This is a genomic window from Terribacillus saccharophilus, assembly GCF_046592895.1.
GTDB lineage: Bacteria > Bacillota > Bacilli > Bacillales > Amphibacillaceae > Terribacillus > Terribacillus saccharophilus_D.
Window position 1 is genome coordinate 712,911 of record NZ_JAWVPU010000001.1, and the last position, 24,302, is coordinate 737,212.

25 protein-coding genes are annotated in these 24,302 nt (G+C 46.1%); 10 read left to right on the plus strand and 15 right to left on the minus strand.

Annotated features, from left to right (window positions below; genetic code table 11):
* Positions 1-26: 26 nt before the first annotated feature.
* The 7 genes from SFC66_RS03460 to msrA form a co-directional block, all read right to left on the minus strand.
* The gene (locus SFC66_RS03460) at positions 27-1,208 is read right to left on the minus strand and encodes a hypothetical protein (RefSeq protein ID WP_411217307.1); all 1,182 of its coding nucleotides are present in this window, start codon (positions 1,206-1,208) and stop codon (positions 27-29) included.
* Between the two features lie 87 nt (positions 1,209-1,295).
* A complete protein-coding gene (locus tag SFC66_RS03465) occupies positions 1,296-2,147 on the minus strand; it encodes a VOC family protein (protein WP_411217308.1) in 852 nt (283 codons plus the stop codon).
* A 108-nt stretch (positions 2,148-2,255) separates the two neighbouring features.
* The gene (locus SFC66_RS03470) at positions 2,256-3,440 is read right to left on the minus strand and encodes a NupC/NupG family nucleoside CNT transporter (protein ID WP_411217309.1); all 1,185 of its coding nucleotides are present in this window, start codon (positions 3,438-3,440) and stop codon (positions 2,256-2,258) included.
* A gap of 198 nt (positions 3,441-3,638) precedes the next feature.
* A complete protein-coding gene (locus SFC66_RS03475) occupies positions 3,639-5,714 on the minus strand; it encodes a Na+/H+ antiporter (RefSeq protein WP_411217310.1) in 2,076 nt (691 codons plus the stop codon).
* A gap of 103 nt (positions 5,715-5,817) precedes the next feature.
* Positions 5,818-6,696, minus strand: a complete 879-nt coding sequence (locus SFC66_RS03480) for an aldose 1-epimerase family protein (protein WP_411217311.1) — start codon at positions 6,694-6,696, stop codon at positions 5,818-5,820.
* A complete protein-coding gene (yidA, locus tag SFC66_RS03485; RefSeq protein WP_411217312.1) occupies positions 6,693-7,514 on the minus strand; it encodes a sugar-phosphatase in 822 nt (273 codons plus the stop codon). Before yidA ends, SFC66_RS03480 begins: the two co-directional genes overlap by 4 nt.
* A 504-nt stretch (positions 7,515-8,018) precedes the next feature.
* Positions 8,019-8,687, minus strand: a complete 669-nt coding sequence (gene msrA, locus SFC66_RS03490; RefSeq protein ID WP_411217313.1) for a peptide-methionine (S)-S-oxide reductase MsrA — start codon at positions 8,685-8,687, stop codon at positions 8,019-8,021.
* 258 nt (positions 8,688-8,945) lie between these two features.
* Here msrA and SFC66_RS03495 point away from each other — a divergent pair, with 258 nt between their 5' ends.
* Together SFC66_RS03495 and hisA are read left to right on the plus strand one after the other, a co-directional pair.
* A complete protein-coding gene (locus SFC66_RS03495; RefSeq protein WP_411217314.1) occupies positions 8,946-10,463 on the plus strand; it encodes a glycosyltransferase family 2 protein in 1,518 nt (505 codons plus the stop codon).
* 80 nt (positions 10,464-10,543) lie between these two features.
* A complete protein-coding gene (gene hisA / locus SFC66_RS03500) occupies positions 10,544-11,299 on the plus strand; it encodes a phosphoribosylformimino-5-aminoimidazole carboxamide ribotide isomerase (protein ID WP_411217315.1) in 756 nt (251 codons plus the stop codon).
* 28 nt (positions 11,300-11,327) lie between these two features.
* Here hisA and SFC66_RS03505 read toward each other — a convergent pair whose 3' ends face one another.
* The 6 genes from SFC66_RS03505 to SFC66_RS03530 form a co-directional block, all read right to left on the minus strand.
* Positions 11,328-11,666, minus strand: coding sequence for a hypothetical protein (locus SFC66_RS03505; protein ID WP_411217316.1), 339 nt, complete (start codon positions 11,664-11,666; stop codon positions 11,328-11,330).
* Positions 11,667-11,760: 94 nt separating this feature from the next.
* Positions 11,761-12,651 carry an NAD-dependent epimerase/dehydratase family protein gene (locus tag SFC66_RS03510; protein ID WP_411217317.1) on the minus strand — a complete coding sequence of 297 codons (891 nt, stop codon included), beginning with the start codon at positions 12,649-12,651 and terminating at the stop codon, positions 11,761-11,763.
* 12 nt (positions 12,652-12,663) lie between these two features.
* On the minus strand, positions 12,664-13,287 hold the full coding sequence (locus SFC66_RS03515; protein ID WP_411217318.1) for a DUF1796 family putative cysteine peptidase: 624 nt from the start codon (positions 13,285-13,287) through the stop codon (positions 12,664-12,666).
* Between the two features lie 90 nt (positions 13,288-13,377).
* The gene (locus SFC66_RS03520; RefSeq protein WP_411217319.1) at positions 13,378-14,286 is read right to left on the minus strand and encodes an NAD-dependent epimerase/dehydratase family protein; all 909 of its coding nucleotides are present in this window, start codon (positions 14,284-14,286) and stop codon (positions 13,378-13,380) included.
* A 14-nt stretch (positions 14,287-14,300) separates the two neighbouring features.
* Positions 14,301-15,509, minus strand: coding sequence for a glycosyltransferase family 4 protein (locus SFC66_RS03525; RefSeq protein WP_411217320.1), 1,209 nt, complete (start codon positions 15,507-15,509; stop codon positions 14,301-14,303).
* A 108-nt stretch (positions 15,510-15,617) separates the two neighbouring features.
* A complete protein-coding gene (locus SFC66_RS03530; RefSeq protein WP_411217321.1) occupies positions 15,618-15,911 on the minus strand; it encodes a hypothetical protein in 294 nt (97 codons plus the stop codon).
* Between the two features lie 151 nt (positions 15,912-16,062).
* Between SFC66_RS03530 and wecB the strand changes: the two genes are divergently transcribed.
* The 3 genes from wecB to SFC66_RS03545 are packed head-to-tail and all read left to right on the plus strand — an operon-like array spanning position 16,063 to position 18,969.
* Positions 16,063-17,154 (plus strand): non-hydrolyzing UDP-N-acetylglucosamine 2-epimerase, encoded by a 1,092-nt coding sequence (gene wecB / locus SFC66_RS03535; RefSeq protein WP_411217322.1) that lies wholly within the window; start codon positions 16,063-16,065, stop codon positions 17,152-17,154.
* Positions 17,147-18,133 (plus strand): polysaccharide biosynthesis protein, encoded by a 987-nt coding sequence (locus tag SFC66_RS03540; RefSeq protein ID WP_411217323.1) that lies wholly within the window; start codon positions 17,147-17,149, stop codon positions 18,131-18,133. The genes wecB and SFC66_RS03540 overlap by 8 nt, the downstream gene beginning before the upstream one ends.
* A complete protein-coding gene (locus SFC66_RS03545) occupies positions 18,133-18,969 on the plus strand; it encodes a dTDP-4-dehydrorhamnose reductase family protein (RefSeq protein WP_411217324.1) in 837 nt (278 codons plus the stop codon). Before SFC66_RS03540 ends, SFC66_RS03545 begins: the two co-directional genes overlap by 1 nt.
* On the opposite strand, the gene SFC66_RS03550 is transcribed toward SFC66_RS03545, so the two are convergent.
* On the minus strand, positions 18,948-20,036 hold the full coding sequence (locus SFC66_RS03550) for a glycosyltransferase family 4 protein (RefSeq protein WP_411217325.1): 1,089 nt from the start codon (positions 20,034-20,036) through the stop codon (positions 18,948-18,950). The two genes, SFC66_RS03545 and SFC66_RS03550, sit on opposite strands and share 22 nt — an antisense overlap.
* Positions 20,037-20,127: 91 nt before the next feature.
* Here SFC66_RS03550 and SFC66_RS03555 point away from each other — a divergent pair, with 91 nt between their 5' ends.
* The 5 genes from SFC66_RS03555 to SFC66_RS03575 all read left to right on the plus strand — a co-directional run bounded on the left by SFC66_RS03555 (position 20,128) and on the right by SFC66_RS03575 (position 23,827).
* A complete protein-coding gene (locus tag SFC66_RS03555; protein ID WP_411217326.1) occupies positions 20,128-20,874 on the plus strand; it encodes a glycosyltransferase family 2 protein in 747 nt (248 codons plus the stop codon).
* 121 nt (positions 20,875-20,995) lie between these two features.
* Positions 20,996-22,228, plus strand: a complete 1,233-nt coding sequence (locus SFC66_RS03560; protein ID WP_411217327.1) for a glycosyltransferase family 4 protein — start codon at positions 20,996-20,998, stop codon at positions 22,226-22,228.
* Positions 22,229-22,325: 97 nt separating this feature from the next.
* Positions 22,326-22,757 (plus strand): hypothetical protein, encoded by a 432-nt coding sequence (locus tag SFC66_RS03565; protein ID WP_411217328.1) that lies wholly within the window; start codon positions 22,326-22,328, stop codon positions 22,755-22,757.
* An 86-nt stretch (positions 22,758-22,843) separates the two neighbouring features.
* Positions 22,844-23,083, plus strand: coding sequence for a hypothetical protein (locus SFC66_RS03570; protein WP_411217329.1), 240 nt, complete (start codon positions 22,844-22,846; stop codon positions 23,081-23,083).
* A 417-nt stretch (positions 23,084-23,500) separates the two neighbouring features.
* Complete coding sequence (locus SFC66_RS03575) at positions 23,501-23,827, plus strand: four-helix bundle copper-binding protein (RefSeq protein ID WP_411217330.1); 327 nt, start codon at positions 23,501-23,503, stop codon at positions 23,825-23,827.
* A 51-nt stretch (positions 23,828-23,878) separates the two neighbouring features.
* Here SFC66_RS03575 and SFC66_RS03580 read toward each other — a convergent pair whose 3' ends face one another.
* On the minus strand, positions 23,879-24,181 hold the full coding sequence (locus SFC66_RS03580) for a hypothetical protein (protein ID WP_411217331.1): 303 nt from the start codon (positions 24,179-24,181) through the stop codon (positions 23,879-23,881).
* Positions 24,182-24,302: the final 121 nt, after the last annotated feature.

Sequence of the window (24,302 nt, forward strand, 5' to 3'; positions counted from 1 at the left end):
GGTCGCTGGAAACCTTTTTTTAGTCTTTATTTTCTAATTACATATACTAGCTCGTAGTGATGTTCTTCTTGTAGTGGAGCCCATGCAAGCTGCAATTCCAGTGAATCGCCGATCTGATGTTTCATTTGCTGAAGAGATGGCAGTTCCTTGATTGCGGTAACAGCATCGGGCACACGGTCGATGATGCACTCCCTGATTAGGCCGGAATAGATCCCAACGTGAATGCTGGCTTCCTTTCCATCAACCGGAAGGCCTTCTTTCGTATATGTGAACAGGAAGACATATGCCGGTTCCAGTTCATCCTCGATAGCAGCATCCGGCGCCAACAGTGACCCTGCAAGCTTCCACTCTCCGATAGGCTGTTCTGAAACTGCTGCCAGAAATTGAATAGCTTGCTGTTCAAGCTCATCTTCCCTCATTTTGACGCCCTTTTTCCATGGTGTCGCACCGGAATAAAATAGGACATCTTCATTCTGTCGGACTGCTATTTGATCGGAAATGTCTTCTGCAGCTTGGTTTAGCAGTTGCTTTTCCGCCCATAGCTGCATGCCATCTTCATCATGATAATTTACGAAATCCTCGGTCATCCCCATCAAGCTGCGCCAATCCTTGTGCTCTCCGTCCATCTTGATATCTGTCAATTCCGGCGGGAAATCCGTGTAAAGTACTGTTCCGTTTGTATGCACACCGATAACTTGGTCTGATAGCTTATATTGTAACTTGTCTCGTTGAACCGCCAGCATGACAGGCGCTTCGGCAAGCAGTTTTTCTTTTGCTTCCGCTACAAGCATCGGATCAGCGTTTTCGATTAGCGTATACGCATTTCGATACAATTGTGCGGCAGTCACAATACCAGATTCGTGGATTTCAACGGTCAAACCGGTGTTTGGAATCGGCAGCTGATGAATGGGATCTGTCTCGGAAAGCTGAATCACGAATATGTTTTCCATCTGTTCTATCTGCAGCACATTCCTTGCTTCCGGATAAAAGACCGAAGAAAACCGGGCAGCAACCGCCTCAGCATCCGTTTTTTCCCCTTCAGGAAGCACTATCTGCAAATCAAAACCTATAAGCTGTCCCTTTTCGTCCACATCAACTATGCCACATGGCTTCCCATCTTCCGTCATAAGGCGCAACAGACCATCATCCTCTATAATTTGCACTTCCCCTGGAAGAAATGGATTCAAATTCTGTAAAAGTTCGTTCATCCTTACGCTCCTTTTTTAGTCATTCCTATTATTATGACACACAATGAAAAAAGCACACAACAGCAGCTGCCATTGTGTGCTTTTTCCTCATCGATGTACAGTCAATCTTACTTCCGACCCTACTGGATCTTTCAAAATAAAGATATTGTTTTCTTTTGTCATCGGTATTCCAGCCGCTTCTGCTCTTCCAACCGCTTCCACAAGCTTTTGTTCGCTCGGATAATTGATCGTAAACCAATCCATACCTGCTTCATCATGGTTTACCGACGGTGCATTGGCTCCATGCCATGTATTCAATCCAATATGGTGATGGTAGCTGCCTGTCGAAACGAACAAAGCTCCTGGATAACTTGAAACGACAGTCTGGAAACCAAGCAGATTATTATAAAAAGCTGCTGCTTCTCCGAGATGTCGCATGTATAGATGGATATGCCCCATAACCGTACCTTCGGGCAGGACATTCCAATCTTGATCCGACGCTTCTTTCAATAAATTTTCGCCATCAAGCGGGTCTGTTGTCATCTGAATCTCGTCATCGATCCACGTCCAGCCTGTATCAGGCTTGTCAGCATATATCTCGATACCATTGCCATCGGGATCATTTAAATATATTGCTTCACTTACTCCATGATCTGATGCTCCGAATGGAACTCGATTCATCACATAAAATTTCACCACATCAGCCAAATCCGCCCTGGATGGCAACAGCAAGGCAAAATGATACAAGCCAGCATGACGATCCGGTTTTCTTTTTAGTCCCTGCTCTTCCGCTAGGTACAGTAAAATCTCACTTCCAGTCCCTAATGATACCTCACCTTGGCTTTCTTTCATTACTTTTAAACCAATGATTTTCGTATAATAAGCAACAGATTGTTTCAAATCTGCCACACGTAATTTCACTTGACCAATATAAGTCTGCGGCGGTTGTTGGTAATGCATACAGGCTCCCCCTCATTACTTACTTTATGTAAGTAAGTATATTTTAGATATTTATTTACGTCAAGTAACAAAAAAAAGGACACCACGTTACCGTGATGTCCTTCTCATTTATCTCATTAATAGACCAACAATCGTTGCAGATAGGAAGCTGACAAGAGTAGCTCCGTAAAGCAGCTTCAAACCGAATTTCGCTACCACATTCCCTTGTTTTTCATTCAACCCTTTCACCGCACCAGCAATGATACCGATGGAAGAGAAGTTCGCAAAGGAGACAAGGAATACCGAAACGATGGCAGTAACACGATCACTGAAAGCAAAAGCTCCGCTGGATAGGTCCTGCATAGCGACGAATTCGTTTGATACCATCTTCGTTGCCATGATGCTTCCTGCATCAACTGCATCCGCCCAAGGCACACCCATAAGGAATGCGAATGGAGAAAATACATAGCCAAGCAACTGCTGGAAGCTGATACCGAAGATTCCAGAGAAAATACCGTTGATCATCGCGATAAGTGCTACAAAACCAATCAGCATAGCAGCTACGACGATAGCTACTTTGAAACCATCCATGATATATTCACCGAGCATTTCGAAGAAGGACTGCTTCTCGCCTTTTTCTTCTTCGATCATATCTTCCTTTGGATCGACCTCATAAGGATTGATGATGGAGGCGATGATGAATCCGCCAAATAGATTCAGTACAAGCGCTGTAACAACATAACGTGGGTCCAGCATTGTCATATATGATCCAACGATGGACATGGAAACCGTGGACATTGCTGATGCACATAGTGTGTACAGGCGATGACGCGGGAGCAAAGCCAGCTGTTTTTTCAAGGAAATGAATACCTCTGACTGTCCCAGAATCGCCGATGCAACCGCATTATAAGATTCCAGTTTACCTAAGCCGTTCACCTTGCTCAGTGCAAGACCGATATATTTGATGATGAACGGGAGGATTCTCCAGTATTGAAGGATACCGATCAATGCCGAGATGAATACAATTGGCAGCAATACATTCATAAAGAATACAGAGCCTTCGAAATTCACCAACCCGCCAAAGACGAAAGTGATTCCCTCAGCGGCATATTTAAGTAAAAGGTTGAAACCGTCTGAAATTCCTTTCACCAAAATATTACCCACTTCGGTGCTCAATAAAATGTACCCAAGTACAAGCTGCAAGACGATCATGATGATGATCGGACGAATCTTGATCTTTTTTCTATTGGAACTAGCGATCCAAGCCAATCCTAGAAACACAAATAAACCAATGATGCCGATAATATAACTCATGTTGTTCCCCTTTCGCGTATATAGCCACAAATGCGACGATGTCAATCATCAAAGTAAAACATATTTTTCACAACGAGTCCTATTATGCCATATTAATTGTCGAATACGTAGAACCACATTAAAAATAAATCTATTAGCAATATTCACACTACTAGTCCCAATTTTACAGCCTTGTCCAACGAAAGACAAGGCTGCCGGTCAGTGGGAAGAATCCACACTCAAAACGACCATTTCATCGTAAGTGACAGCTTCTCTTAGTTTAGCTGCTGTCGCCACAGATATACGTTCGTCTAGCACATATTCATGAATGGCATCACGCTCCAGCCTGATTGCGCGCATCCGGAATTTATGGAGCTGTTCCTGGAAAGCTTCGTCGCTTTCAAGCGAACGGTAACGTCCGGCTAGCTTCTTATTGTACAGCTGCGTCACGATCAAGGCTTCATGACGGTTTGCTGTATCGGTCTTTGCCCGGATAGCATCAATGGCTGCTTGTGCTCCTGCCGTCCGCAAACGTTTCAGTTCATTCTCTACCTCGGGATTTTCACTGAGAACCTGCTCGGCATGCTGCTGCCAGTTTTCTCGCCACTGCTTCCGGAACTTGCGGCGTATCCTGGCAATTTGGAAGGCCCGTTTGAACCTGCTGAAAGTAGTGTGAGCGAGATATTGCTCCGGCTGAGTCATGAGCACCTGATACAACTGATAAGCATCCTCAGATACACCATCTCCACCCGCCAGCTCTTCGACTCGTTTTCGTTCTGCCTCCCTGCCGACTTTGATAAAGGATTGTATCGTCTGTTTGTTCGGATCTTGCAATATGCCTTTTTCCAAATCTATCAGCTGTTCCTCCAAATCACGGACAACCAAGTTAACAGCCAGCTGCGTTTCCCTGACAGCGTCAACTTGAAGCGAATTGATCGTCTGCTTCAATACGAGACGATATGCCTCTTTAAAGGAAAGCAGTCCGTCATCCGTTTTTTCCGGCTTTTGAATCAGGATGGGCAATGCCATAGCCGCGAATACCAAGCTGAGCAATATGACGCCCGTCGCTACGAATAGCACGGTGTTGCGCATCGGGAACAGCGAACCATCATCAAGATAAAATGGAATGGACAAAGCAGTTGCCAGCGTGATGGTACCGTGAATCCCGCTTATCGCCATGATAAGCGCGTAATAAGCGCGACCAGTGCTTTTGGTTTCCACAGTTTCCGCTTTATGTTGATTATTTCTTGCCACAAAGCGCTCCATCCGATTTTTCGGTGGTACCGTGAACGGCTTATACAAACTGTACACCCATAGAAACCGAATGATGAATAAAGCGAGGAACACGACGATGATGACTCCGAATAACCTGCCCATGCCGATTTCATTTGTATCCTGAATCCCTCGATATACTTCAGGCAGCAAAAATCCTAAAAGTACAAATACGAGACCGTTCAATACATATTCAACGATTGTCCACGTATTGCTGGACAATATTTGCAGCTTGGTTGTCGTCTGCTGCAGACGATCACGTTCAATACCGTGGATGATGCTGGCGGCTACGACAGCGAGTATGCCGGAAACATGCACTTCCTCAGCTAATACATATAGGAAGAATGGCGTCATCACCTGCAATACGATCAGCATGGAATCATCCTGGAAACCATGCTTCAACAGCTGCAGCCGAAGCGTGACAATCACATACCCTGCTATTACACCAATCACCAGACCACCTATCGAAACGAATAAAAATTGCCCAGAAGCTCCTCCGAATGAAAACACTCCTGTCAGCGCGGCAGCAAGTGCTACTTTGAAAGATACGATACCTGCCGCATCATTGAGCAGGGACTCTCCTTCCAATATCGGCATCACATTCGACGGCAGCTTCAAGCCGCGCGTTATCGATTTTACCGCTACATTATCCGTCGGCGATATCGTCGCTGCCAAAGCAAATGCAACTGCCAGCGGCATGGATGGAATGAGCCAGTGGATCAAATATCCCCCAATACCGACTGTGAGGAATACAAGTCCGAAGGCGAGTAGGATAATCGGCGTTCGCAGCTGCCACAATTCTTTCCTGGAAGCCTTTTGCCCTTCACTGAATAAGAGCGGCGCGATCACACAAATCATGAATAATTCTGGCTCGAACTCCAAGGAAACATGAAGCGGCAGTAAAGATACACCCAACCCCAAGACTATCTGGATCAATGCCAGCGGCAGTGGCAATATTTTGCTTACCGCAGTGGAAATAAGGACTGCCAGTAATAAAACGAACAATGCTGTAAAAAAACTCATGCTGTTTGTTGTACCTACCTTCTGATGATACTAGCTAGTTTACCATGATTCGTCTCTTTCAAACCTATTGAAACGACCGCTTCCGGTAGAAGCGGCCGTTGCCTTAGAAGAAGGTCATCTGATAAGAAGTCATGAAAACAGCTTCTGGATCTAGCTTTTGTATGCCTTTCTTTTGCGATAATACACCTGTCGAATCTGTTGTATCCGCGATTCCGAACCACGGTTCGATACATACGAAAGGCGCAATCGTTTTCGATGCATCATCATACTTGGACCAAATACCGACATAAGGAAAGTCCTGCAAGGAAACCGACACACCATTCCCCTCGCTCGATTGGAGCCGGACTTCCTCGATATGATCATAGATAAGCGCATCATTTTCAAACAATGATGCTTGAATCGGCATGGCTGGCAGCACAGCTGGCTCTGCTGTTTCATGGACCAATCCATCAGCCAGTGTATATGCGGTGACCTGCTCATCTTGGACAGGCTTTACATGCAGCTTATAATCGGCAGGATGCTCACCAGATTTAAGCGGTAAACGAAAGGCCGGATGAGCACCGATGGAAAAGAACATCTGCTTTTCTGTCTCCAGATTATACACTCGCCACTCCACATGCAGCTGATCCATTTGCAGCCAGTACCGAATTTCCACTCGGAATTCATACGGGTATACTTCTTGATATTTTCCATTTGATTCAAGGGAGAATACAACAGAAGCTGCTTGCGCTTCCTTTACTTCAAAGACCTCATCTCGCAGGAAACCATGTTGGGAAAGCTCGTATGTTTTGCCTTCTGTTGTGTAACTTCCATCCTTCAAGCGGCCGACAATCGGAAACAGGACCGGAGAAACCCTGCCCCAGTAAGCAGCATCTCCGCTCCACATATAAGAAAGCTGCGTTTCCGTATGCAGTACACTTCTTATCTCTGCTCCCATTTCCGCAATTTCGACTGTCAGTACATCATTCCCGATAACGATCATGCTTGTCCCGCCTTTAGGATCTTCTTCCGAATTGCTTCTGCGACACCATGTGCATTATTGGAAGTTGTAATATAATCAGCTGCTTCCTTGATGGCCGGGATGGCATTTTCCATGGCAACGCCGCAGCCTGCATACTGAATCATGGATAAATCATTCCCATTATCCCCGATCGCCATCACTTCTTCCCGCTTGATTCCAAGCTGTTCCGCAAGCTGCTTCACTGCACTTCCTTTACTGGCTTCCGGGTGCAGGATTTCAAAGAAATACGGTGAACTTTGCACCATTGTGAAGCGTTTTTTCCATTCATCCGGTACATTGGCAATCGTTTCGCTCAGCCGCGCGGGTTCATCAATGTACATTACCTTCGGAACGAGCACATCACGCGGAATTTCATCGACAGCTCGGTAATGAAGCGGCATCTTCGTCATGAAGGATTCGAGAATGGTATAGTTGCTGATATCCCTATTCGACGTGTACAAATGCTCCGCATCAAAATAATGCATCGGTGTATCAAGCTTCAGGCTGAGCTGATGCAAATCGATGAAATCATCATAAGATAAGGACAACTGCGATACTACTTCATTCGTGTGGGCATTCTGAACAAGAGCTCCATTGAAAGCAATGACAAAATCGCCATCTTCATTCAAGATCAACTCTTCCAAATAACGGTATACACCATGAATCGGGCGGCCCGTGCAAAGAACGATCTTCACACCCATTTTTTTCGCTTCCTGCAGTGCTTCATGGACCTCCAGCGACACTTCATGCTGATCATTCAATAATGTTCCATCCATATCTATTGCTACTAACTTATACATACTCCATCCCCCTACATCAGTTTTGTTATGTATCTCCTTTATTAGTATATCGAAAGTGAACGTTCTTCGGTGTGATAAGCCTTGCAGTTAACTATAATTTTACGGACATTCTCATATATAGCATGGCCACTAGTTTTAATAGTGCTTAGCCATGCCTGTTTTCTGCTGCAATATTTTGTCTGCGCATTCCGCCATCCATCATGCCCTATATCGATTCAGCAGAGGTTTCCACCTCAAGTCTTTGCATCCTTTTCACCCATTCCGCCAGTATTTAACGATATTTAGAAGGAAAAGGCAATGATCTGTACGCTGTTAGCGACATAATCATTTCTGGAATATGAAATTTCCTGAATGCCAGCATACTGCTCGTCTTCTAAACATACAGTTACTCGAGCATGGACAACGTTGCTTCCCTATTACGTTATCTGCATGCTCAAGCAATCCTCAAAAACAATCAGCTTCCGTTCAGACTGATTTGGAGATGCTGTTGTAAGACAATTTTCATCACCACTTCAAATCATCCAGCAGCTTTTGAATTGCGATGGCCTCATCAGCAGAAATATTCCATTCAGCTATTTCACTTTTGATGGATGCCAAGGTACCGTATTCCCTGACAAAACCATTCAAACGTGCTGCAATGGCGGACATATGGAAAGCTTTTTCATCAGGGAACTGCTGCATCAGCTGCTCTGTCGCCCTTTTAAAACGTTTCAGATAATATTTTTGGTGATGCGGTTCTGCTTCGGTAAAGTCGTGCAAAGGCGCAATCTCTGTATAAATCGGCTCTTTGCGTTCATTTTCCAACTGCCGTTTCACAGCTTCCATTATCGTTTTCTGTTCTGCATTTCGGTATAGAAGCAGACTGATATACTGTCTTTCTTTATAAGCGGGCCGATTCGGATTATGATCATTCCAGAATTTCCGGAGCAGCTGTTCGAAGGAAATGCTATCCGGTTCGAAGGTAACTTCCACTGTTTCGGTATGGTCACCCATTTGGCGATAATCAGGGTTGAGTTTTGTTCCTCCTGCATAACCGACTCTCGTACGGAGCACGCCTGGCAGCTGGCCGAAATTAGCTTCAGGGCTCCAGAAGCAGCCCATTCCGAAAACCAGCGTATCCAACTGCTTATTCTCAAGCATCCGCTGTTCGATGACTTGTACATTTATATCCATTTACCTATCCACCCCTTCTAATATAGAGAATTAGAACTGTAAATAATTCCCACAACATTCAACATAAGTTGACGTGCCTACTGCGAATATTCCCTTTATTTGACTAACGATTCATCATTCCTACAAGGTTTTGCTATGCTATCATGTGACTTATGAACCAGTTCAAAAGAAAGAGCAGTTTATTTTCTGATTATCTTTCACAACACGTGTTAACTCCCTGCAAGCCTGCTCGTTAGATTAAAAGGAGGAAAATGAAAGATGATGACAATTCCAGGCAGTGTGGATGCACGTGCTTTGCCGCGTATCAAACGTACGTATATGCGTCCGCGAATCGTAGCGTTCATTCCTGCCCACAATGAAGAAAAAGCAATTTTCGACTGCCTGACAGGCTTAAGAGAGCAAGTATTGCCAAGCGGAGTCGATCTTGATGTCTTCGTTGTAGCAGACAATTGCTCGGACCGGACGGAAGAAGTGGCAAAAGAAACTGGTGAGGAACTTGGATTATCTATTGAAGTCATCGTAACAGAAAACAACAAACAGCGAAAAGTCGGAGCACTCAACGCTGTTTGGAAAGCCATCTATGGAGATAACATGGACATTTATGAAATGGAACGGACCGATTACCAAATTGCCTATCAACGCTCTGTCAAAGCTGTCCTCGGCATGGATGCCGACAGCAGGCTGGCTCCCCGTGCCCTGCAGCACTTATGGGACGGATTGATGAGTTCCCGCAATATCGGCGGGGTGATGGCAAAATATACGATGCGTATGCCAAAAAAGAAAAGCCTGCTGTCCAAGGACGACCCTTATTATGAAGAAAAGCTTGCCAGCGGCGAATACGGCGGTGCCATGGCCAGATGGTGGACACATCAGCAAAAGCAAGATATGGCAAGCTGGCTGCTCAGTCTGCAATATCGCGGCGGCAGTACTTATGTGCTGGGTGGGCAAGCCACGCTTTTTCGTCCTGAAGCTCTATATGAAGTGATGCAAAGCAACAAGCTGGATGGTCCGTGGCAGAATGATACCGATGTCGAGGATATGCTGCTGACGTGGCAGCTTCAGAAAAACGGCTGGAAAACATTGATCAGTCCGAATGCCCGCTGCTTTGTCGATGCAATGCGTTCTTATCATACCTTCCGGAACCAGCGCGTGAAGTGGAGCTCAGGAACCGTGAATCTGCTAACCGATCGTGATTTGATGATGAAGACTAGACATACCGGCCACCTATGGCGTTCACAGCTGAAAACGATGATGGATTTACTTGTTCGTGTCATCTTTATTTTGTTATTGGGGGCGGCCATCGCAACAGATCAATTCATGTGGTCATGGGTTTGGCTGATACCGATTGCACTCGCTTCTGTGCTCAACACCATCCTGGCTCTGAAAACACCGATGCATCGACCCATAGACGTGATCCTCGCTTTCCTGTTGATCAGTCCGGAATTATACTTATGGGTCAATCTGATGACATTCACACAGGTTTGGGCTGAAAAGTTTTCCAATGACAAAAAGGACGGATGGGCCAATCAGTATGAAGCGGAAGCTGGCAAGACGAAAAGCAAGCTCGTCCAAGGTATCCTTGCCCTATCATTATTCATCAGCATTGCCGTTTTTGCTTGCTATTATTTCCGCGATTATCTCACTAGCGAAGCAGTTCAGCAAGCTACCAATCCATACCTGATGGCTGGCTGGATCGGACTTACAGGCTTGACTGTCTTCATGTCTTTGGTGATGATCTATCAAATATGGACTTTGCGCTCCAGACACCGCGCTTAAAGTCTCACAGGCTGCCCTTTCCTTGGGCAGCCATTTTGCTTTATACTTGGTGCAATAGATAGACAGAAAGAAGGGATTCCATGTTGTTCCGGCCATGCATCGATTTACATAATGGACAAGTGAAACAGATTGTCGGCTCGTCGATCTCAGATCAACATGATCAAGTCATCGAGAATTTTGTATCTGTCTATGACTCAGCCTACTATGCGCGTCTTTTCAAGGAAAAGCACATTACCGGAGGGCATGTCATCATGCTTGGTCCTGGTAATGAGGAAGCTGCATTGGAGGCACTGAAGGCTTACCCCGGAGGTTTGCAGATTGGCGGCGGGATAAACCCTGAAAATGCTGCCGATTATCTTGAAGCCGGAGCAAGCCACGTCATCGTCACTTCTTATATTTTCCACGATGGCATGCTGGATGAAGACAGGCTGCATAAAATCCATGAAGCTGTCGGTAAAGAAAGACTAGTCATCGATCTGAGCTGTACTTATCATGAAGGGAAATGGTTTGTCGCAACGGACCGCTGGACAAAACGAAGCAGCTTTGAAGTCAATGCGGCGAATCTGACGAAATTAGCGGCATTTTGTGATGAATTCTTGATTCATGCTGTGGATGTGGAAGGAAAACGGAATGGCATCCAAGAAAAGCTGGTCTCCCATCTGGCAAATCATATGCCTATCCCTGCTACGTACGCCGGCGGAATACGTTCTTTGGATGATATCGACTTATTCCGGCAGCTGACAGGAAATCGAATGTGCTATACGATCGGCAGCGCACTCGATTTATTCGGCGGTGATATTTCTTTGGAAGCTGTACTGGATAAAGAGGAAAATTAAGACCCTCCCACAACGGGAGGGCCTTTTTTTATTTCAGTCTATCTGTAATATTCGAAAGGAAACCCTGCGCTTTCTCAGTCAAGTTTCCGACCACGTCATTCGCCTGGTCTGTCAAACCTTGTGCTGCTTCTGTGCCTTGGTCAATCGCTTCCTGACCAACTGCTGTCCCTTGTTCTGTCAGCTCAGCAGCTTGATCTGCCAAATTATCGACGCCAGCTGCTTCTGTCACTGAATCGACGGCTTGCTGCGCTTGCTCGGTCACTTGCTCACCATTAAGCAATTCACCTGCTTTATTCACAAGTTCTTCTGGTGCTATGTCACTTATCTTATTGCCGATAAGCTCTTTGAAGGAATCAAAAATGCCCATATAAACACCTCCTATGAGTCCACTATATGGTATGCGCATTCTGGTTACAACTCATAAGAAGCCGAATTCATGTAAATATTCTGTGAACATTCTATCATTGAGCTGTATACTGCCATACATCGGTCAAAGACGTTTTCAAGGAACGGCGGGGCTCCCACTTTAATGCCCTGATTTTCTCAGCCTTCATCGGCTGCTTCGTCGCCATTGCCTCTTCTGTTTCAGAAGTGATGGCAAAGTCATAGCTGCTGACTTGGCGCAACAATGACAGAACTTCACCTAAGGAAACCCAGCGACCAGAAGTGATTTCATATGTTTCCCCTGCTGTCCCATTGCAAAATAGCAATTCATACGCTTCCACTAAATCCCTGACATCGATGAAATCCCTCGTTACAGCTGCATTGCCAACTTGAAATTGTGATTTGCCATCCGCTTGGAGCTGTCTCAACTGCTTAGCAAAAAGTGTACAAACACCATTGGAAACACCAGGCCCGATAATATTGGATGGCTTGGCAATCATCACATCGACTTGAAAAAGATGCTGCCACGCAAGCCCGACTGTTGTCTGCATCGTTTTTGTGAGACTATAAGGATGAGTCGGTGAATCCGCACTGCCTAGTTCATCCTGCAACACACTGCCAGCAATCACTACACGCGCCTTAAGGCCAAGCGCCCTCACGGCTTCAACGAGATGAAGTGTCGAATCCACATTGGCCCGCCAGCTTTTTAGCGGTGTTTTCCAAGATTCCGGGACACTATTTTCTCCGGCCAAGTGAAGGATATAATCTGGTTCCGTCTCTTCCAGCAATGCATGGACAACGGCTTTATCGCTCAGATCGATACGATGTGTATGCAATACTTCATGCATGATCGCAAGCTTTGTACGCCGAATCACAGCATCGACGGTAAAGCCTTTATCCAGAAAATGCTGCACGGCATGATGACCGGTGAATCCGCTCGCTCCTGTAATCAAGATCCGCTTTTCCATATGCCCCTCCTGTCATGTTAGGTAGACACCTTGAAACAAATGCTTCCACAGCATATCGTTTCCTTCCCAAATCTCTTTGTCTGGCAGCTCCACACTATAAACGTGATCAATTTGCCAGTTTTGCTCCACAATCCTGGAGACTGCGCCATGATTGACGACTAGAATCCGAAAGTCATTGGCAATGACAGAACGGAGCACCTGCGCAAGTTCCGCCGTTTCTTCTGCTGAAGCATTCGTTCTGACAAACAAAATACGCCGAGCTGTGAGTAGTTTATCCCATAGTCTATCCACCCTGCGATCCAGCTTTTCTTTAACAGATGGGTACATGGGCAGTTGTTCCAAACTATTACGGACAGTATCGAAGTCATGATTGGAATAAACGAGATTGTTTTGGTCCAGTACGAGCAGCATTTGTTCAGTCGCTTTTCCAATGATGCGCAGATTTTCCCGCAGCATGAAATCGGCAAACCGCTTTTCAAAAAGCTCTTTCACTTTCGTCAGCTGCGGCGTCCCCATCCAGTCGAGCGGACCGGAAAAAGGACGCAAGTTATTTTTTTGGAGCTGGATTGCACCGAGGCATAAATCACCCAGACTGAATACCGCATCGTAACCGCCTTTTATTCGGTCGTTCCCCAAGCTTCATTCTCCTTTCGGAAACTCCCCCTCCCTACCATCAATTCACATATCATGGATAATGGCAGGGCATAACGTTAATAAAAAGGAAAATCACGACAGCTGCCATGTCTTTTTGATGCCTTCGAAGATATCGACAGCAGGCTTCCAATTCATTTTTGCGATTGCTTTTTCATTGCTCAAACAGCTATGAGATATGTCACCAGTTCTTTCCGAAGTGAATGCGACATCCACGGAAGCTTCAAGCTGTTGGAAACATGCTGCCAAATCAAGAATCGATGTGCTGGTACCAGTGCTGGCATGGAAAATTCCGCTCCGCTCCAGATCCATTGCCGCTATATTTGCTGAAACAATATCATCGACATAAATGAAATCACGTGATTGCGTACCATCGCCATGTATCATGATTGGTTCTCTCCGTTTCAGCCTTTCGAGAAATACAGCAACGACTCCGCCTTCCCCTTTGGACCTTTGCCCTGGTCCATAGACGTTTCCATAACGAAGAATGGTATAAGGCAATTGATACAGGTCATGAAAAAGCTGTATATACCGTTCTGCCGCCAATTTGGAAATACCGTAAAACGAAATAGGTAAAACAGGGTCATCCTCTGTGATCGGAAGTTTCTGCACGTCTCCATAGACTGCTGACGTGGAAGCGAAAATAAATTTCTTTACACCAGCGGTCCTGCTTGCTTCCAGCATATTGATCGTTCCGCCGATATTCACATCCGCATCGTAAACCGGTGCCAAGATACTTTTGGTAACATCCGCCTGGGCAGCAAGGTGAAAGACAAAATCCGGCTGTTCCTCGATGACCACCCGGTAAGCATCTGCACTTTTTACATCGTATTGATACAACCTGCTGTTGTTCAGAATCATCTCATGCTCGTCGCCGCTTGCTGAGAGATCATCTAAAATGATGACTTCCACCTGCTTTTCCAGCAGTGTCTTTACGAGATGACTGCCAATGAAACCAGCTCCGCCTGTTACGATTGCTTTCATTGTCTCCCCCCCTATCAGCTGCTTGGCACAAGTCGTTTATAAATATCCAAAAGTCGATCCACACCGTTTTCCATCGACCAATGCGCCATCCCCCATTCTTTTGCTTGCGCACCAAGAATGTTCCGATAAGGCTCATCCTCCAGCAGCGTTTGAATGGCACTGCGCAACGCAGCCGTATCCGCTTTTGGAACGACTAAACCGGTAACACCATGATCCACCATCTCCGGCAATCCTCCCGCATCACTGACGATAACGGCCTTTTCGCTCAGTTGTGCTTCAATCACACTCAAAGGCTGGTTATCTATCAAACTTGGGCTTACGAATATATCTGCCAGCTTCAATAAACTTGGTACATCCTCACGCTTGCCAAGGAAGGATACATGGCCTTGCAGTCCCGCATTCGCCACCCTATTTTGCAGCTGCTGTTTGTCCCTGCCTTCCCCGACAATCCAGCAGACCCAATCTTGACGATCTCTCAATGAAGCCAGTGCATCGACCAGATATCCGATTCCTTTCAATTCAATTAAGCGCCCCGTATAGATGATGACCTTTTTTCCAGCTGGTACCTGCATGGCTGCAGGCAATGCTTGCCGTTCTAACAGCCGCCCAATATCATAGCCGTAATGCAGCTTTTCGAATTGTTCATCCGGGACACTGTATTCACCTGCCAAAATATGGCGCAGCCAGTCATTTGCCACAATGGTCCTATCTGCACTCGACGCACCCAGTCTTTCCAGTTGATCAAAATATGCTTCCGTTAAATGAGGAGACAAACTTTTGGCACTCTGTAAAATGTGACGCATTTCATGTGAAACCAATCCATGCAATGTTGCGATATGTGGTTTCCCCTCCGGTTTGACTCTGTCCAAGGCTATCGTCGAAATGACATCCTGCGTATGGATGATGTCGTATTCATGCAAACCGAATTCAGCTGCAGCTAGTTCATAGGCATATCGCTGCGTTTCCATGAATTCTATATAGTGATTGCCGTAAACTTCCGGGTACTTGCTCCTTGGCAAAACGCTTGTTACATAGGCAATCCAGCGCTCCTTGGGTATCACTTTATTCTTTCCGACTAAATGTATATAGGAATTCTCTCCGCCGTAACCGAGGATATCTACGGTATGACCCAACTCTTCTAAGCGATTCTTCAGTTGCGACATATAATTCCACACACCGCCAAGATGTGGAATGGACCAATACGTTGCCAACAATATCTTCATGGATTACCTCCTCTGTTCGGACACACGATGTTGTGGCTCTATCAGTATATGGGCGAACGGAATTGTGCGTGCCTGGCAAAAAAGCTTCCCGCTTTGGACGGGAAGCTTTTACTCTTTCGGGATGCTAGCGAGGATATCCAAGTCAGGTATCGTCACGCTGTGATTATTGATCCATATCGTTTTGGAATCATCCTCATTTGCCGTGACCGGAAAGTTATATACCTTCCTGTATGGTTCGGACGGTATCGGTGTTGCCGGTATAAGCACAGGTGGTCTATCTGCTTGGACAGGCTGCTGCTTCGCTGTGACTTGCGACGAAGGAACAGACATTTGGAACTGTTTAGCTTGCAAAAAGGATCCTCCCCAGTTCGTCCCTCCAAGTACGCGAGAACGATTTGCCATGATCATCACCTCCCAGCCAGTATATGTGTTTGTATCCTTCTTGCCATTCTTTCTAGTTACTGTGCATCAATCCAATCGTTTCTATTAAACGATCCATATACTGTTCAATGTAAATGCGCTTGCATGAAGACCGATTTAAAGGAGGGTATTTGTGAAGGTTTTAACTGTTTTAGGGACCAGACCAGAAATAATCCGGCTGTCACTCATCATCAAAAAGCTGGATTCACTTGCAGGTAAGCATATTCTCGTTCACACCGGCCAGAACTACACCTCCACTTTGAGTGATGTATTCTTCGCTGAGATGCAAATCCGCAAACCGGATTATATATTGTCGCAAAGCCAGCAAACCCTGGGAGAACAGCTTGCCACGATGTATAAGGAAATCGAAACCATCCTGATGGAGGAACAGCCCGATAAGGTACTCGTTTTAGGAGACACCAATAGTGCACTGAGCGCATTGCTTGCCGAGCGAATGCATATACCTGTCGTCCACATGGAAGCTGGAAACCGCTGCTTTGATTTAGAAGTGCCGGAAGAGAAAAACCGACGTGTGATCGATGCCATTTCCAGTCTCAATCTCCCTTACACACCTGGAAGCAGGGAGAATCTGCTGCGGGAAGGCTTGCCGCCAAAACGCGTGATTGTATCCGGCAACCCGATTTACGAAGTTTTGCAGCACTATGAACCTGACATTCGCAAAAGCAGGATCTTGAAAAAGCTTAAGCTGAAGAACAAGGAGTATCTGCTGACGACTATCCACCGAGCCGAAAATGTCGATCATCCTGATCGACTGCGGGAGATTCTGCTCGGCTTAAGCGAAACAGCCGAAAAACTTCAGAAACGGATGATTTGCAGCATTCATCCGCGGACAAAGTCCAAAATCACCAAAACCGATGAATCGACACTAAGTCCTCTCGTTGAATTCTATGAACCTTTTGGCTTTTTTGATTTCGTCACCTTGGAAAAATACGCTTTCCTCGCTCTGACAGATAGCGGCACCGTGCAGGAAGAATGCTGTCTTTTCCGAGTCCCCACCGTCACTGTCCGGAAAACGACTGAGCGCCCTGAAACAGTCGCATGCGGAAGCAATATGGTATCCGGCGTTGATGCAGAAGCCATCGAGCGTTCCGCAATGATCATGGCTGCAAGTTCAAAAGAATGGGATTTTCCTGCAGGATATGCAGATCCCGCTGTTTCGGATAAAGTGATCAAAATTCTTTTAGGAGGTTTGGAGATTGTATAAGGATAAAACAATTTTCATTACGGGTGGAACTGGCTCTTGGGGGTATGAGCTTGTCAAGCAGCTGCTGCTGCACGAGCCGAAGGAAATACGCATCTTCTCCCGTAATGAATCCCATCAATTCACGATGAAGCAAGAATTCAACAATAACCCGAAACTGCAATTCAAAATTGGCGATATCCGTGATCGCGAGGCATTGATCGAAGCGACTGACGGAGCCGATTATGTTTTTCACTTGGCAGCTTTAAAACATGTGCCAGTCTGTGAGGATCAGCCACTGGAAGCGCTCAAGACGAATGTCATCGGAACCCAGAACGTCATCGAAGCGGCCATTCATCATAATGTGGATAAAGTCATCTATATATCCACAGATAAAGCTTCTGACCCTGCCAACTTTTATGGTTTGTCCAAGGCAATGGGAGAACGTTTGATCACACATGCCAACACATTGCATGCCAACACGACATTCGTCTGTATCCGCGGCGGGAATGTGCTTGGAACGAACGGCAGTGTCATCCATGTGTTCAAGAAAGCAATCCGGCAAAAGGGTAAAATCGGCATAACGGATCCGGAAATGACGCGCTTTTTCCTGACTGTCGAAGATGCCATAAAACTTGTTTTCAAAGCCACTTCCGAAGCCGTCGGCGGTGAAATTTTCATCATGAAAATGCCTGCGATCAAAATCACCGACCTGGCAAAAGTCTTGATGGAATCTGCCGGCAGCACCGATGTGGAGTTCGATATCTTAGGTATCCGTCCGGGCGAAAAAATTCATGAGTTGCTTTTGACAGTGAATGAAAGCCACTCCGCCATCCTTTATGATGAGCGCTATTTCGTCATCTTGCCAGATATTAAATCCGAGGCAATCAAAGAGAGATACAAAGGTTATAAAAAAGTGGAAATCACGAATTACAACTCCAGCCAGAATTTACTTTCCAAGGATGAAATCAAAAGAATGCTTGCCAAAGGTGGTTTTATCTGATGACAAAGATACTTATCCTCGGAGGCAAAGGAATGGCAGGTCACGTGATGTATCACTACCTGCGCAGACAGCCGGAATATGATGTCCGCTTCACCTCCCGCGACCGGTCGGATAAGAACAGCATTTATTTGGATGTCACGGATACAAGCGCTTTGGAGAACTTGATCGCATCCGAGCACCCTGACATTGTAATCAACTGTACTGGCATCTTGAATAAAGCAGCTGAAGAGGATCCACTGCTCGCTTTTCGCATCAACAGCCTGCTTCCCCACCAGCTGGCTGCTTTCACGGAACGGCAGCATGGCCGTTTGATCCAGATCAGTACAGATTGTGTTTTCTCAGGTGCCAAGGGACATTACACAGAAGCTGATTTTCGGGATGGCACTTCTGTTTATGCTCAATCCAAACAGCTTGGCGAGATTACGGCAGCCCCCCATCTGACGATCCGCACATCCATCATCGGCCCTGAATTGAAAGAGGATGGCATCGGCCTCTTTCATTGGTTCATGAGTCAGACCGGCGACATAAAAGGATATGAACGCGTTTTCTGGAATGGTGTCACCACTCTGGAATTAGCCAAAGCTACCCACTTTTTCATCCAGCAGCAGACAAGCGGCTTGTATCATCTATGCCCGGAAGATACGATCAGCAAGCTGGATCTGCTGCTGCTATTCAAAAGTGTATACAAAAAAGACGACATCCGGATCATTCCGGACGCCGCCCAAATGATGGACAGAACGATCGTGAACACAAGAAAATCCCCTGCATACGCTGTACCATCATTCCGTGAGATGCTGGAAGAACAAAAATCCTGTTATCCATTACTGTTATCCTGAACACCCAGTGCCAGCAGCATTTGCTTGAATGATGCCGCATAAGCGGAATAATGGAAACGCTCCTTCACGTGTCGGATGGCATTTTCCCTGATATGCGTGCGAAGCTGTATATTTTCCATCATTTCCTTCGCTTCCTGAAGGGCAGATTCCATATCGCCTATGTTGTAATACTTACCGGTTTCATTATGGATGACTGCTCTTCGGACACCATCTGAATCCGTCGTAACGACTGGACAGCCGCAGCTGATTGCTTCCAGTACAGCATACCCGGCTCCTTCGACTTTGGATGTGGCAAGGAGGAAACCGCCGGAATCGGCAATCAAGGAAAAGTAATATGGCATATCCTGATGCGGGACATCTGGCAGGATGGAGACATGATCTCTCAGCTGCAAGCTGTCCAGCATCTGTTCAAACGCGATATTTTCAGCTGGGTCGGCCAAAGATGGATCATGAAACATATAAAATTGCAGATCCGGACGCAGTTCCGTGAGCAGCTTATGTCCGACTTGCAGGAATTCACGCCAGTTTTTGTTGTCTTCGATCCTGCCGATCCAAGCAATGATCGGCTTGGCAGCAGCTGTTCCGGGCAAGTAACTGAACGCACTGGCATCGAAGCAATTATCAAATGCGAATGTAGGTGTATTTGGATAAAACTCCTGATAGATGGCTGCAATATGATCTGTCATCGGATGCAGCAAAGCATTGGCATAGTTATTGACGATGGGTACTGCCATCTTCAATTGGGAATACGCTAATTCCTTCGGTCCGAAACCTTGCACTTCAAGAATCAGTTTCCCTTTGAAACCAAGTCTGCGAAAACGCGGGAAGCTTAAGAAATCGGAAGTTACGATAGCTGCATCAAAATCATTTGTATCGAATATTTGCTTGATTTCGGCATCTTCATTCGTGATATATAATGGTGCGCCATGATCATTCACCAAATCGCGCCGTTTCCCGTAATACAGAAAATGCGAAGATATTCCTGCTTGTTCCAGGGCTGCCCGCCGCTGCCTATTGAGTGTTTCAACACCGCCGCTCGGTACGTAAAACACAAATAATACCTTCATGTCCTGCCTCCTTCATTAGGCGTGCCCAAGGTTCATCCTTATCATGTTTATGCAGGAGCAGCGATAAAATGACGATCAGAGGAGGACTGACATGCTGCCGAAAGTTACGATCATGATTCCATTTTACAATGATAAATACGTCCCACATGCCATTCAAAGTGCATTGGATCAAACTTATCCAAATATAGAAGTATTGCTCGTTGATGACGGGTCTACAACGGAAACCGACAAGCTTGATCCGTATCTCGATCATATAACGTATATTCGAAAGGAAAACGGCGGTACTGCAACTGCCTTGAATCACGCTATTGAAAAAAGCACCGGCGAATATATTGCCTGGCTAAGTTCGGATGACATGTTCCTACCGGAAAAGATCCAAGTACAGATGGATTATATGCTTGCAAACAATGCACTCGTAAGTTTCACAAACTACCATTTGATCGATAAAGACAATCAAGTTTTCATTCCTTGGTGCGGTAAACGATTCTCTCCTTCTAACAATGCGAAAGAAGTCTATGAGTCTTTCCGAACCGAAAATCCGGTCAATGGCTGCACCGTCGTCGCAAAAAAAGAAGTTTTTGACACGACCGGCCTCTTCAATCCGGGCTTTTTGTATACACATGATTATGATATGTGGTTCCGCATGCTCCTTACAGGCTTCCATATACATTATATCGATCAAGTGCTGATTCATTTCCGTTCACATGCCGAATCCGGCACATCCAGATTCCAGCCGCAAATACAGCATGAAATCAAAACAATCGAAGAGTATTATCGGCCAATCCTGGATGAATATCTGGAGAAATATGCTTCATTCCATGAAGAGGAGTCATCGTGATGGATAAACAGCAATTCGACTTACTGATCAAGCGGACACCAGCGGGCTACACCCTTCCGGATGCCCGTTTCTTTCCGCTGATGGAAAATCATCACAAAACAAAGTAAAGGCAGGTTCCGCTATGAAAATTTTGCTTGTTTCCTATTATCCGCTGCCCCATGTCGGAGGTCTATGGACTGTCGTGAACAATCTCCGGAATGAGCTGACGCGGGTCGGTCATGAGGTGGATGTCCTGGCACAGACAGAAGATTCATCCGAGTACCGCATCCTCGGAAACAGTGCCCCATTCAAAGTTGCAGAAATCCGCCCACACATCGAATCCGAGCTCGCTGCTGCCTACCCTAATCTTGAAGCCGGATCTTGGATCCATACAACGGAAGTATTGCGCTATAGTTTGGAAATGACTGCCCTTGCCTTGGATATTTCCAAGTATGACATCATCCATGCACAAGACGTGATTGCCGCATGCAGCATGGAAAGGATCAAGCCGGATGATGTTCCACTTGTAACGAGTGTGCACGGCTATTTGACGAAGGAGATCTTCCTGGCACTTCAAGGTATTTATCCGAGGAAATCTGATGAAGAACTATACAGCAGCTTGGAATATCAATATCATGAGCAGCTGGAACATATCGGCTGCCACGTCAGCGAATTCATCCATACGCAAGCAGATATCACGAAGAATCATTTGATGCAGCAGCATCGGATCCCGGAAGCACGCTTTGTGCAGTTTCCTTATGGCATGGATATACATGCATTCAACAGCCGTCCGCAGCAGCTTGACCGCATTCCAGGTAAAACGAAACCGGTCATTCTTTTCGTCGGCAGACTGGTGCAGTTGAAAGGCGTCCATGTTCTCATCGAAGCGCTGCGACAGCTAAAGACAATCACAACAGAATGGGAATGCTGGATCCTTGGAGATGGTTTCGAAGAGGCAATCAAACGTTTCACCGACCAAATGGAGGATGCGGATTTATTATCCGATATCCGCTTATTAGGCTCCGTGCCCAATGTGAAGGATTTCCTGGAGACAGCTGATGTGTTTGTGCTGCCAAGCCTGCAGGATACCCAGCCTCACTCCGTCATGGAGGCACAGCTCAGTGGCGTACCCGTGGTCGTCAGTGATGCGGGAGGATTGCCGGAAATGGTGGAAGAAGGAGTCACCGGTCTGATGTCGGAAGCTGGAAATCCTGCGAGTCTGGCTCTCAAGCTCGCTCACCTGCTTGCAGACAATGAGCTGCAAAAGAAGTTATCGGCGCAAGCAAGCGCTTGGGCAACTCAGCAATGGTCACTGATCAACATGGGGAAAAACACCGAAAGCTTCTATAAAAGAGCCCTTTCCATACTAGATTGATAGAAAACGATGTACCTGCACCAGGATGGTTGTCCTCTACAAATGGAAGATACGTTCATATATTATAGTATCTTCTTCATGAAAGGAGGACATAGACTTGGTTACAGTACTAGATGCAAGAACATCCCAAAACGCCAGCACCTCCAACTCGATTTCCATTCCCCTATTACTCGGAACACCGCAAGCATTCGGGCAAATCGGACTGATCACAGCAGGAACGACCACACCGATCCGCGTACAGATGAGCGGAATCGTCTCGTTCCAGCTTCCCCTTCTGCCAGCACTGACAACAGTCAGTGTCACCGTCGTCCGCGGCACACAGGCATCAGATCCAGTTGTTTTCTCTGCTTCGTCCAACTTGAACCTTGAAATTCTCGGACCGCAGGCATTCAACTTCGTTGCAGCAGACATCAATGTCGCACCGCCGGCAAGCGGCCAGCTGACATATACCGCGTTCGTTTCATCCAACTTGGTTGGAACAGTACGGGTTGGACCTGAGAGCTTTTACGGCATTGCATTTACAGGTTGATCTTAGATTAGACGAATTCTCTGCTTAAAATGCCGTGACTGTTCAAATCTGAATTCATATCCTATTTTAGAAAGGTGGTGAACTGAATGCCTAAAAATGATTCGACAGAAAGACAGGATAGTTTTCTAGGACGCAGAAGAGTTACTGGTCAATACATCACACCAGTCTATTACGGTCGCGATGGTGGTCGAGGCGGTAGTCGCGGTGGCCGCGGTGGTCGTGACGAGGATGATTTTGATGTCAACCCAGAGGTCGGCGGTACGATTTGGGGCGACTTCCCAGGAGCTTCATTTCTATCTCCTAGAACACCTATACTTCCTTATTAATAAGACTCCGATCCTAAATTTAATCCGTGTGTCGCATTAAGTAGATAAAAGTGAATTTGTTTAGTAAACAACCGAACTTCAAGGCAAATCCAAGAAGATGATGCCCTCAAGTTCGGTCTTTTTGCATACAGATCGTCCATCCTTCGAAAAGGTGCATAAGTATTTAGGTAGCTAGATATCTTAATGAGGCTGCTGCTGTCTTAACCTTTTCTTCAGGCTTTACAAATTCTTTGTATTCATTTCGACAGACGAAGATATCCGCACTGCATCAAAATGGATGGCCTCCCTCCTAAATCCTAGGCTGCTAAGTTGCTAAGGTGGTTCCTTGAGCTAAGGTCAGATGTAATATTTCATGTTATAGCGTTTTCGAGTATGGGTAAACAATTAAAGCTATGACAATCAAAGGAGGGACGTCGTATGAACACAGATTATGAAAAATGCATCCAAGCTTGCCTGGATTGCATGGAGGCCTGCAATAAATGCTATGACGCCTGCCTGCTGGAAGATGACGTGAAAATGATGGCTGACTGTATCCGGATGGATCGTGAATGTGCCGATATTTGTGCATATGCCATTCAATCCATGCAGCGAAACAGCCCGTTTGCCGAACAGATTTGTACATTATGTGCTGAAATCTGTCAAGCATGTGGTGAAATCTGCCAGCAGCATGAAGCAGAACATTGCCAGGAATGTGCAAAAGCGTGCTTTGCTTGTGCTGACACTTGCCGCACAATGGCTGCCTGACGAGCAAAAGACTGCCGTTTCCTGGCAGTCTTTTTTCGCTCAATGGGTATACTATAATCGGCGCTGCAGCCGGCTGGAGAATACCTCCAGAAGCAATAGGATCGCAGCTGCTGCATGCAGCATCCAGCCGATGAAAGGTATCCATCCGAGAGCTGAGGCAACGATCCCGACAATACTGCCAGGAGTCGGTCCCTGTACCCGTACAGCGAGCACCAACGTGAGAATGTGCAATACAAGCATGATGATCAGCGGCGTCCAGGCATTCGATAAAATGATCAGGCCGCCAAGAAATGGGATTGCCAAGACGGCTTCAGCGATTCCCGTAATCAGCTTCATGATTCTAGTGGCAGACATTACTTTCACCCTCTCTACAAGTACTCGGTCAGTTACATATACGTATCATACATCAAAATGTTCCAGCCGAAAAAAATTCTATCCAACGTGCCGTTTTTTGTCGTATAATGGAACGTCAAGA

Excerpts from the sequence above, each read along its gene's own strand:
- SFC66_RS03570 (WP_411217329.1), top strand. The coding sequence starts at position 22,844 with ATGCCTAAAAATGATTCGACAGAAAGACAGGATAGTTTTCTAGGACGC.
- SFC66_RS03580 (WP_411217331.1), bottom strand. The coding sequence starts at position 24,181 with ATGTCTGCCACTAGAATCATGAAGCTGATTACGGGAATCGCTGAAGCC.
- msrA (WP_411217313.1), bottom strand. The coding sequence starts at position 8,687 with ATGGATATAAATGTACAAGTCATCGAACAGCGGATGCTTGAGAATAAG.
- SFC66_RS03530 (WP_411217321.1), bottom strand. The coding sequence starts at position 15,911 with ATGGCAAATCGTTCTCGCGTACTTGGAGGGACGAACTGGGGAGGATCC.
- SFC66_RS03575 (WP_411217330.1), top strand. The coding sequence starts at position 23,501 with ATGAACACAGATTATGAAAAATGCATCCAAGCTTGCCTGGATTGCATG.
- yidA (WP_411217312.1), bottom strand. The coding sequence starts at position 7,514 with ATGTATAAGTTAGTAGCAATAGATATGGATGGAACATTATTGAATGAT.
- SFC66_RS03460 (WP_411217307.1), bottom strand. The coding sequence starts at position 1,208 with ATGAACGAACTTTTACAGAATTTGAATCCATTTCTTCCAGGGGAAGTG.
- SFC66_RS03560 (WP_411217327.1), top strand. The coding sequence starts at position 20,996 with ATGAAAATTTTGCTTGTTTCCTATTATCCGCTGCCCCATGTCGGAGGT.
- SFC66_RS03505 (WP_411217316.1), bottom strand. The coding sequence starts at position 11,666 with ATGGGCATTTTTGATTCCTTCAAAGAGCTTATCGGCAATAAGATAAGT.
- SFC66_RS03475 (WP_411217310.1), bottom strand. The coding sequence starts at position 5,714 with ATGAGTTTTTTTACAGCATTGTTCGTTTTATTACTGGCAGTCCTTATT.
- SFC66_RS03520 (WP_411217319.1), bottom strand. The coding sequence starts at position 14,286 with ATGAAAGCAATCGTAACAGGCGGAGCTGGTTTCATTGGCAGTCATCTC.
- SFC66_RS03550 (WP_411217325.1), bottom strand. The coding sequence starts at position 20,036 with ATGAAGGTATTATTTGTGTTTTACGTACCGAGCGGCGGTGTTGAAACA.
- SFC66_RS03470 (WP_411217309.1), bottom strand. The coding sequence starts at position 3,440 with ATGAGTTATATTATCGGCATCATTGGTTTATTTGTGTTTCTAGGATTG.
- SFC66_RS03555 (WP_411217326.1), top strand. The coding sequence starts at position 20,128 with ATGCTGCCGAAAGTTACGATCATGATTCCATTTTACAATGATAAATAC.
- SFC66_RS03495 (WP_411217314.1), top strand. The coding sequence starts at position 8,946 with ATGATGACAATTCCAGGCAGTGTGGATGCACGTGCTTTGCCGCGTATC.
- SFC66_RS03465 (WP_411217308.1), bottom strand. The coding sequence starts at position 2,147 with ATGCATTACCAACAACCGCCGCAGACTTATATTGGTCAAGTGAAATTA.
- SFC66_RS03480 (WP_411217311.1), bottom strand. The coding sequence starts at position 6,696 with ATGATCGTTATCGGGAATGATGTACTGACAGTCGAAATTGCGGAAATG.
- SFC66_RS03510 (WP_411217317.1), bottom strand. The coding sequence starts at position 12,651 with ATGGAAAAGCGGATCTTGATTACAGGAGCGAGCGGATTCACCGGTCAT.
- hisA (WP_411217315.1), top strand. The coding sequence starts at position 10,544 with ATGTTGTTCCGGCCATGCATCGATTTACATAATGGACAAGTGAAACAG.
- SFC66_RS03525 (WP_411217320.1), bottom strand. The coding sequence starts at position 15,509 with ATGAAGATATTGTTGGCAACGTATTGGTCCATTCCACATCTTGGCGGT.
- SFC66_RS03545 (WP_411217324.1), top strand. The coding sequence starts at position 18,133 with ATGACAAAGATACTTATCCTCGGAGGCAAAGGAATGGCAGGTCACGTG.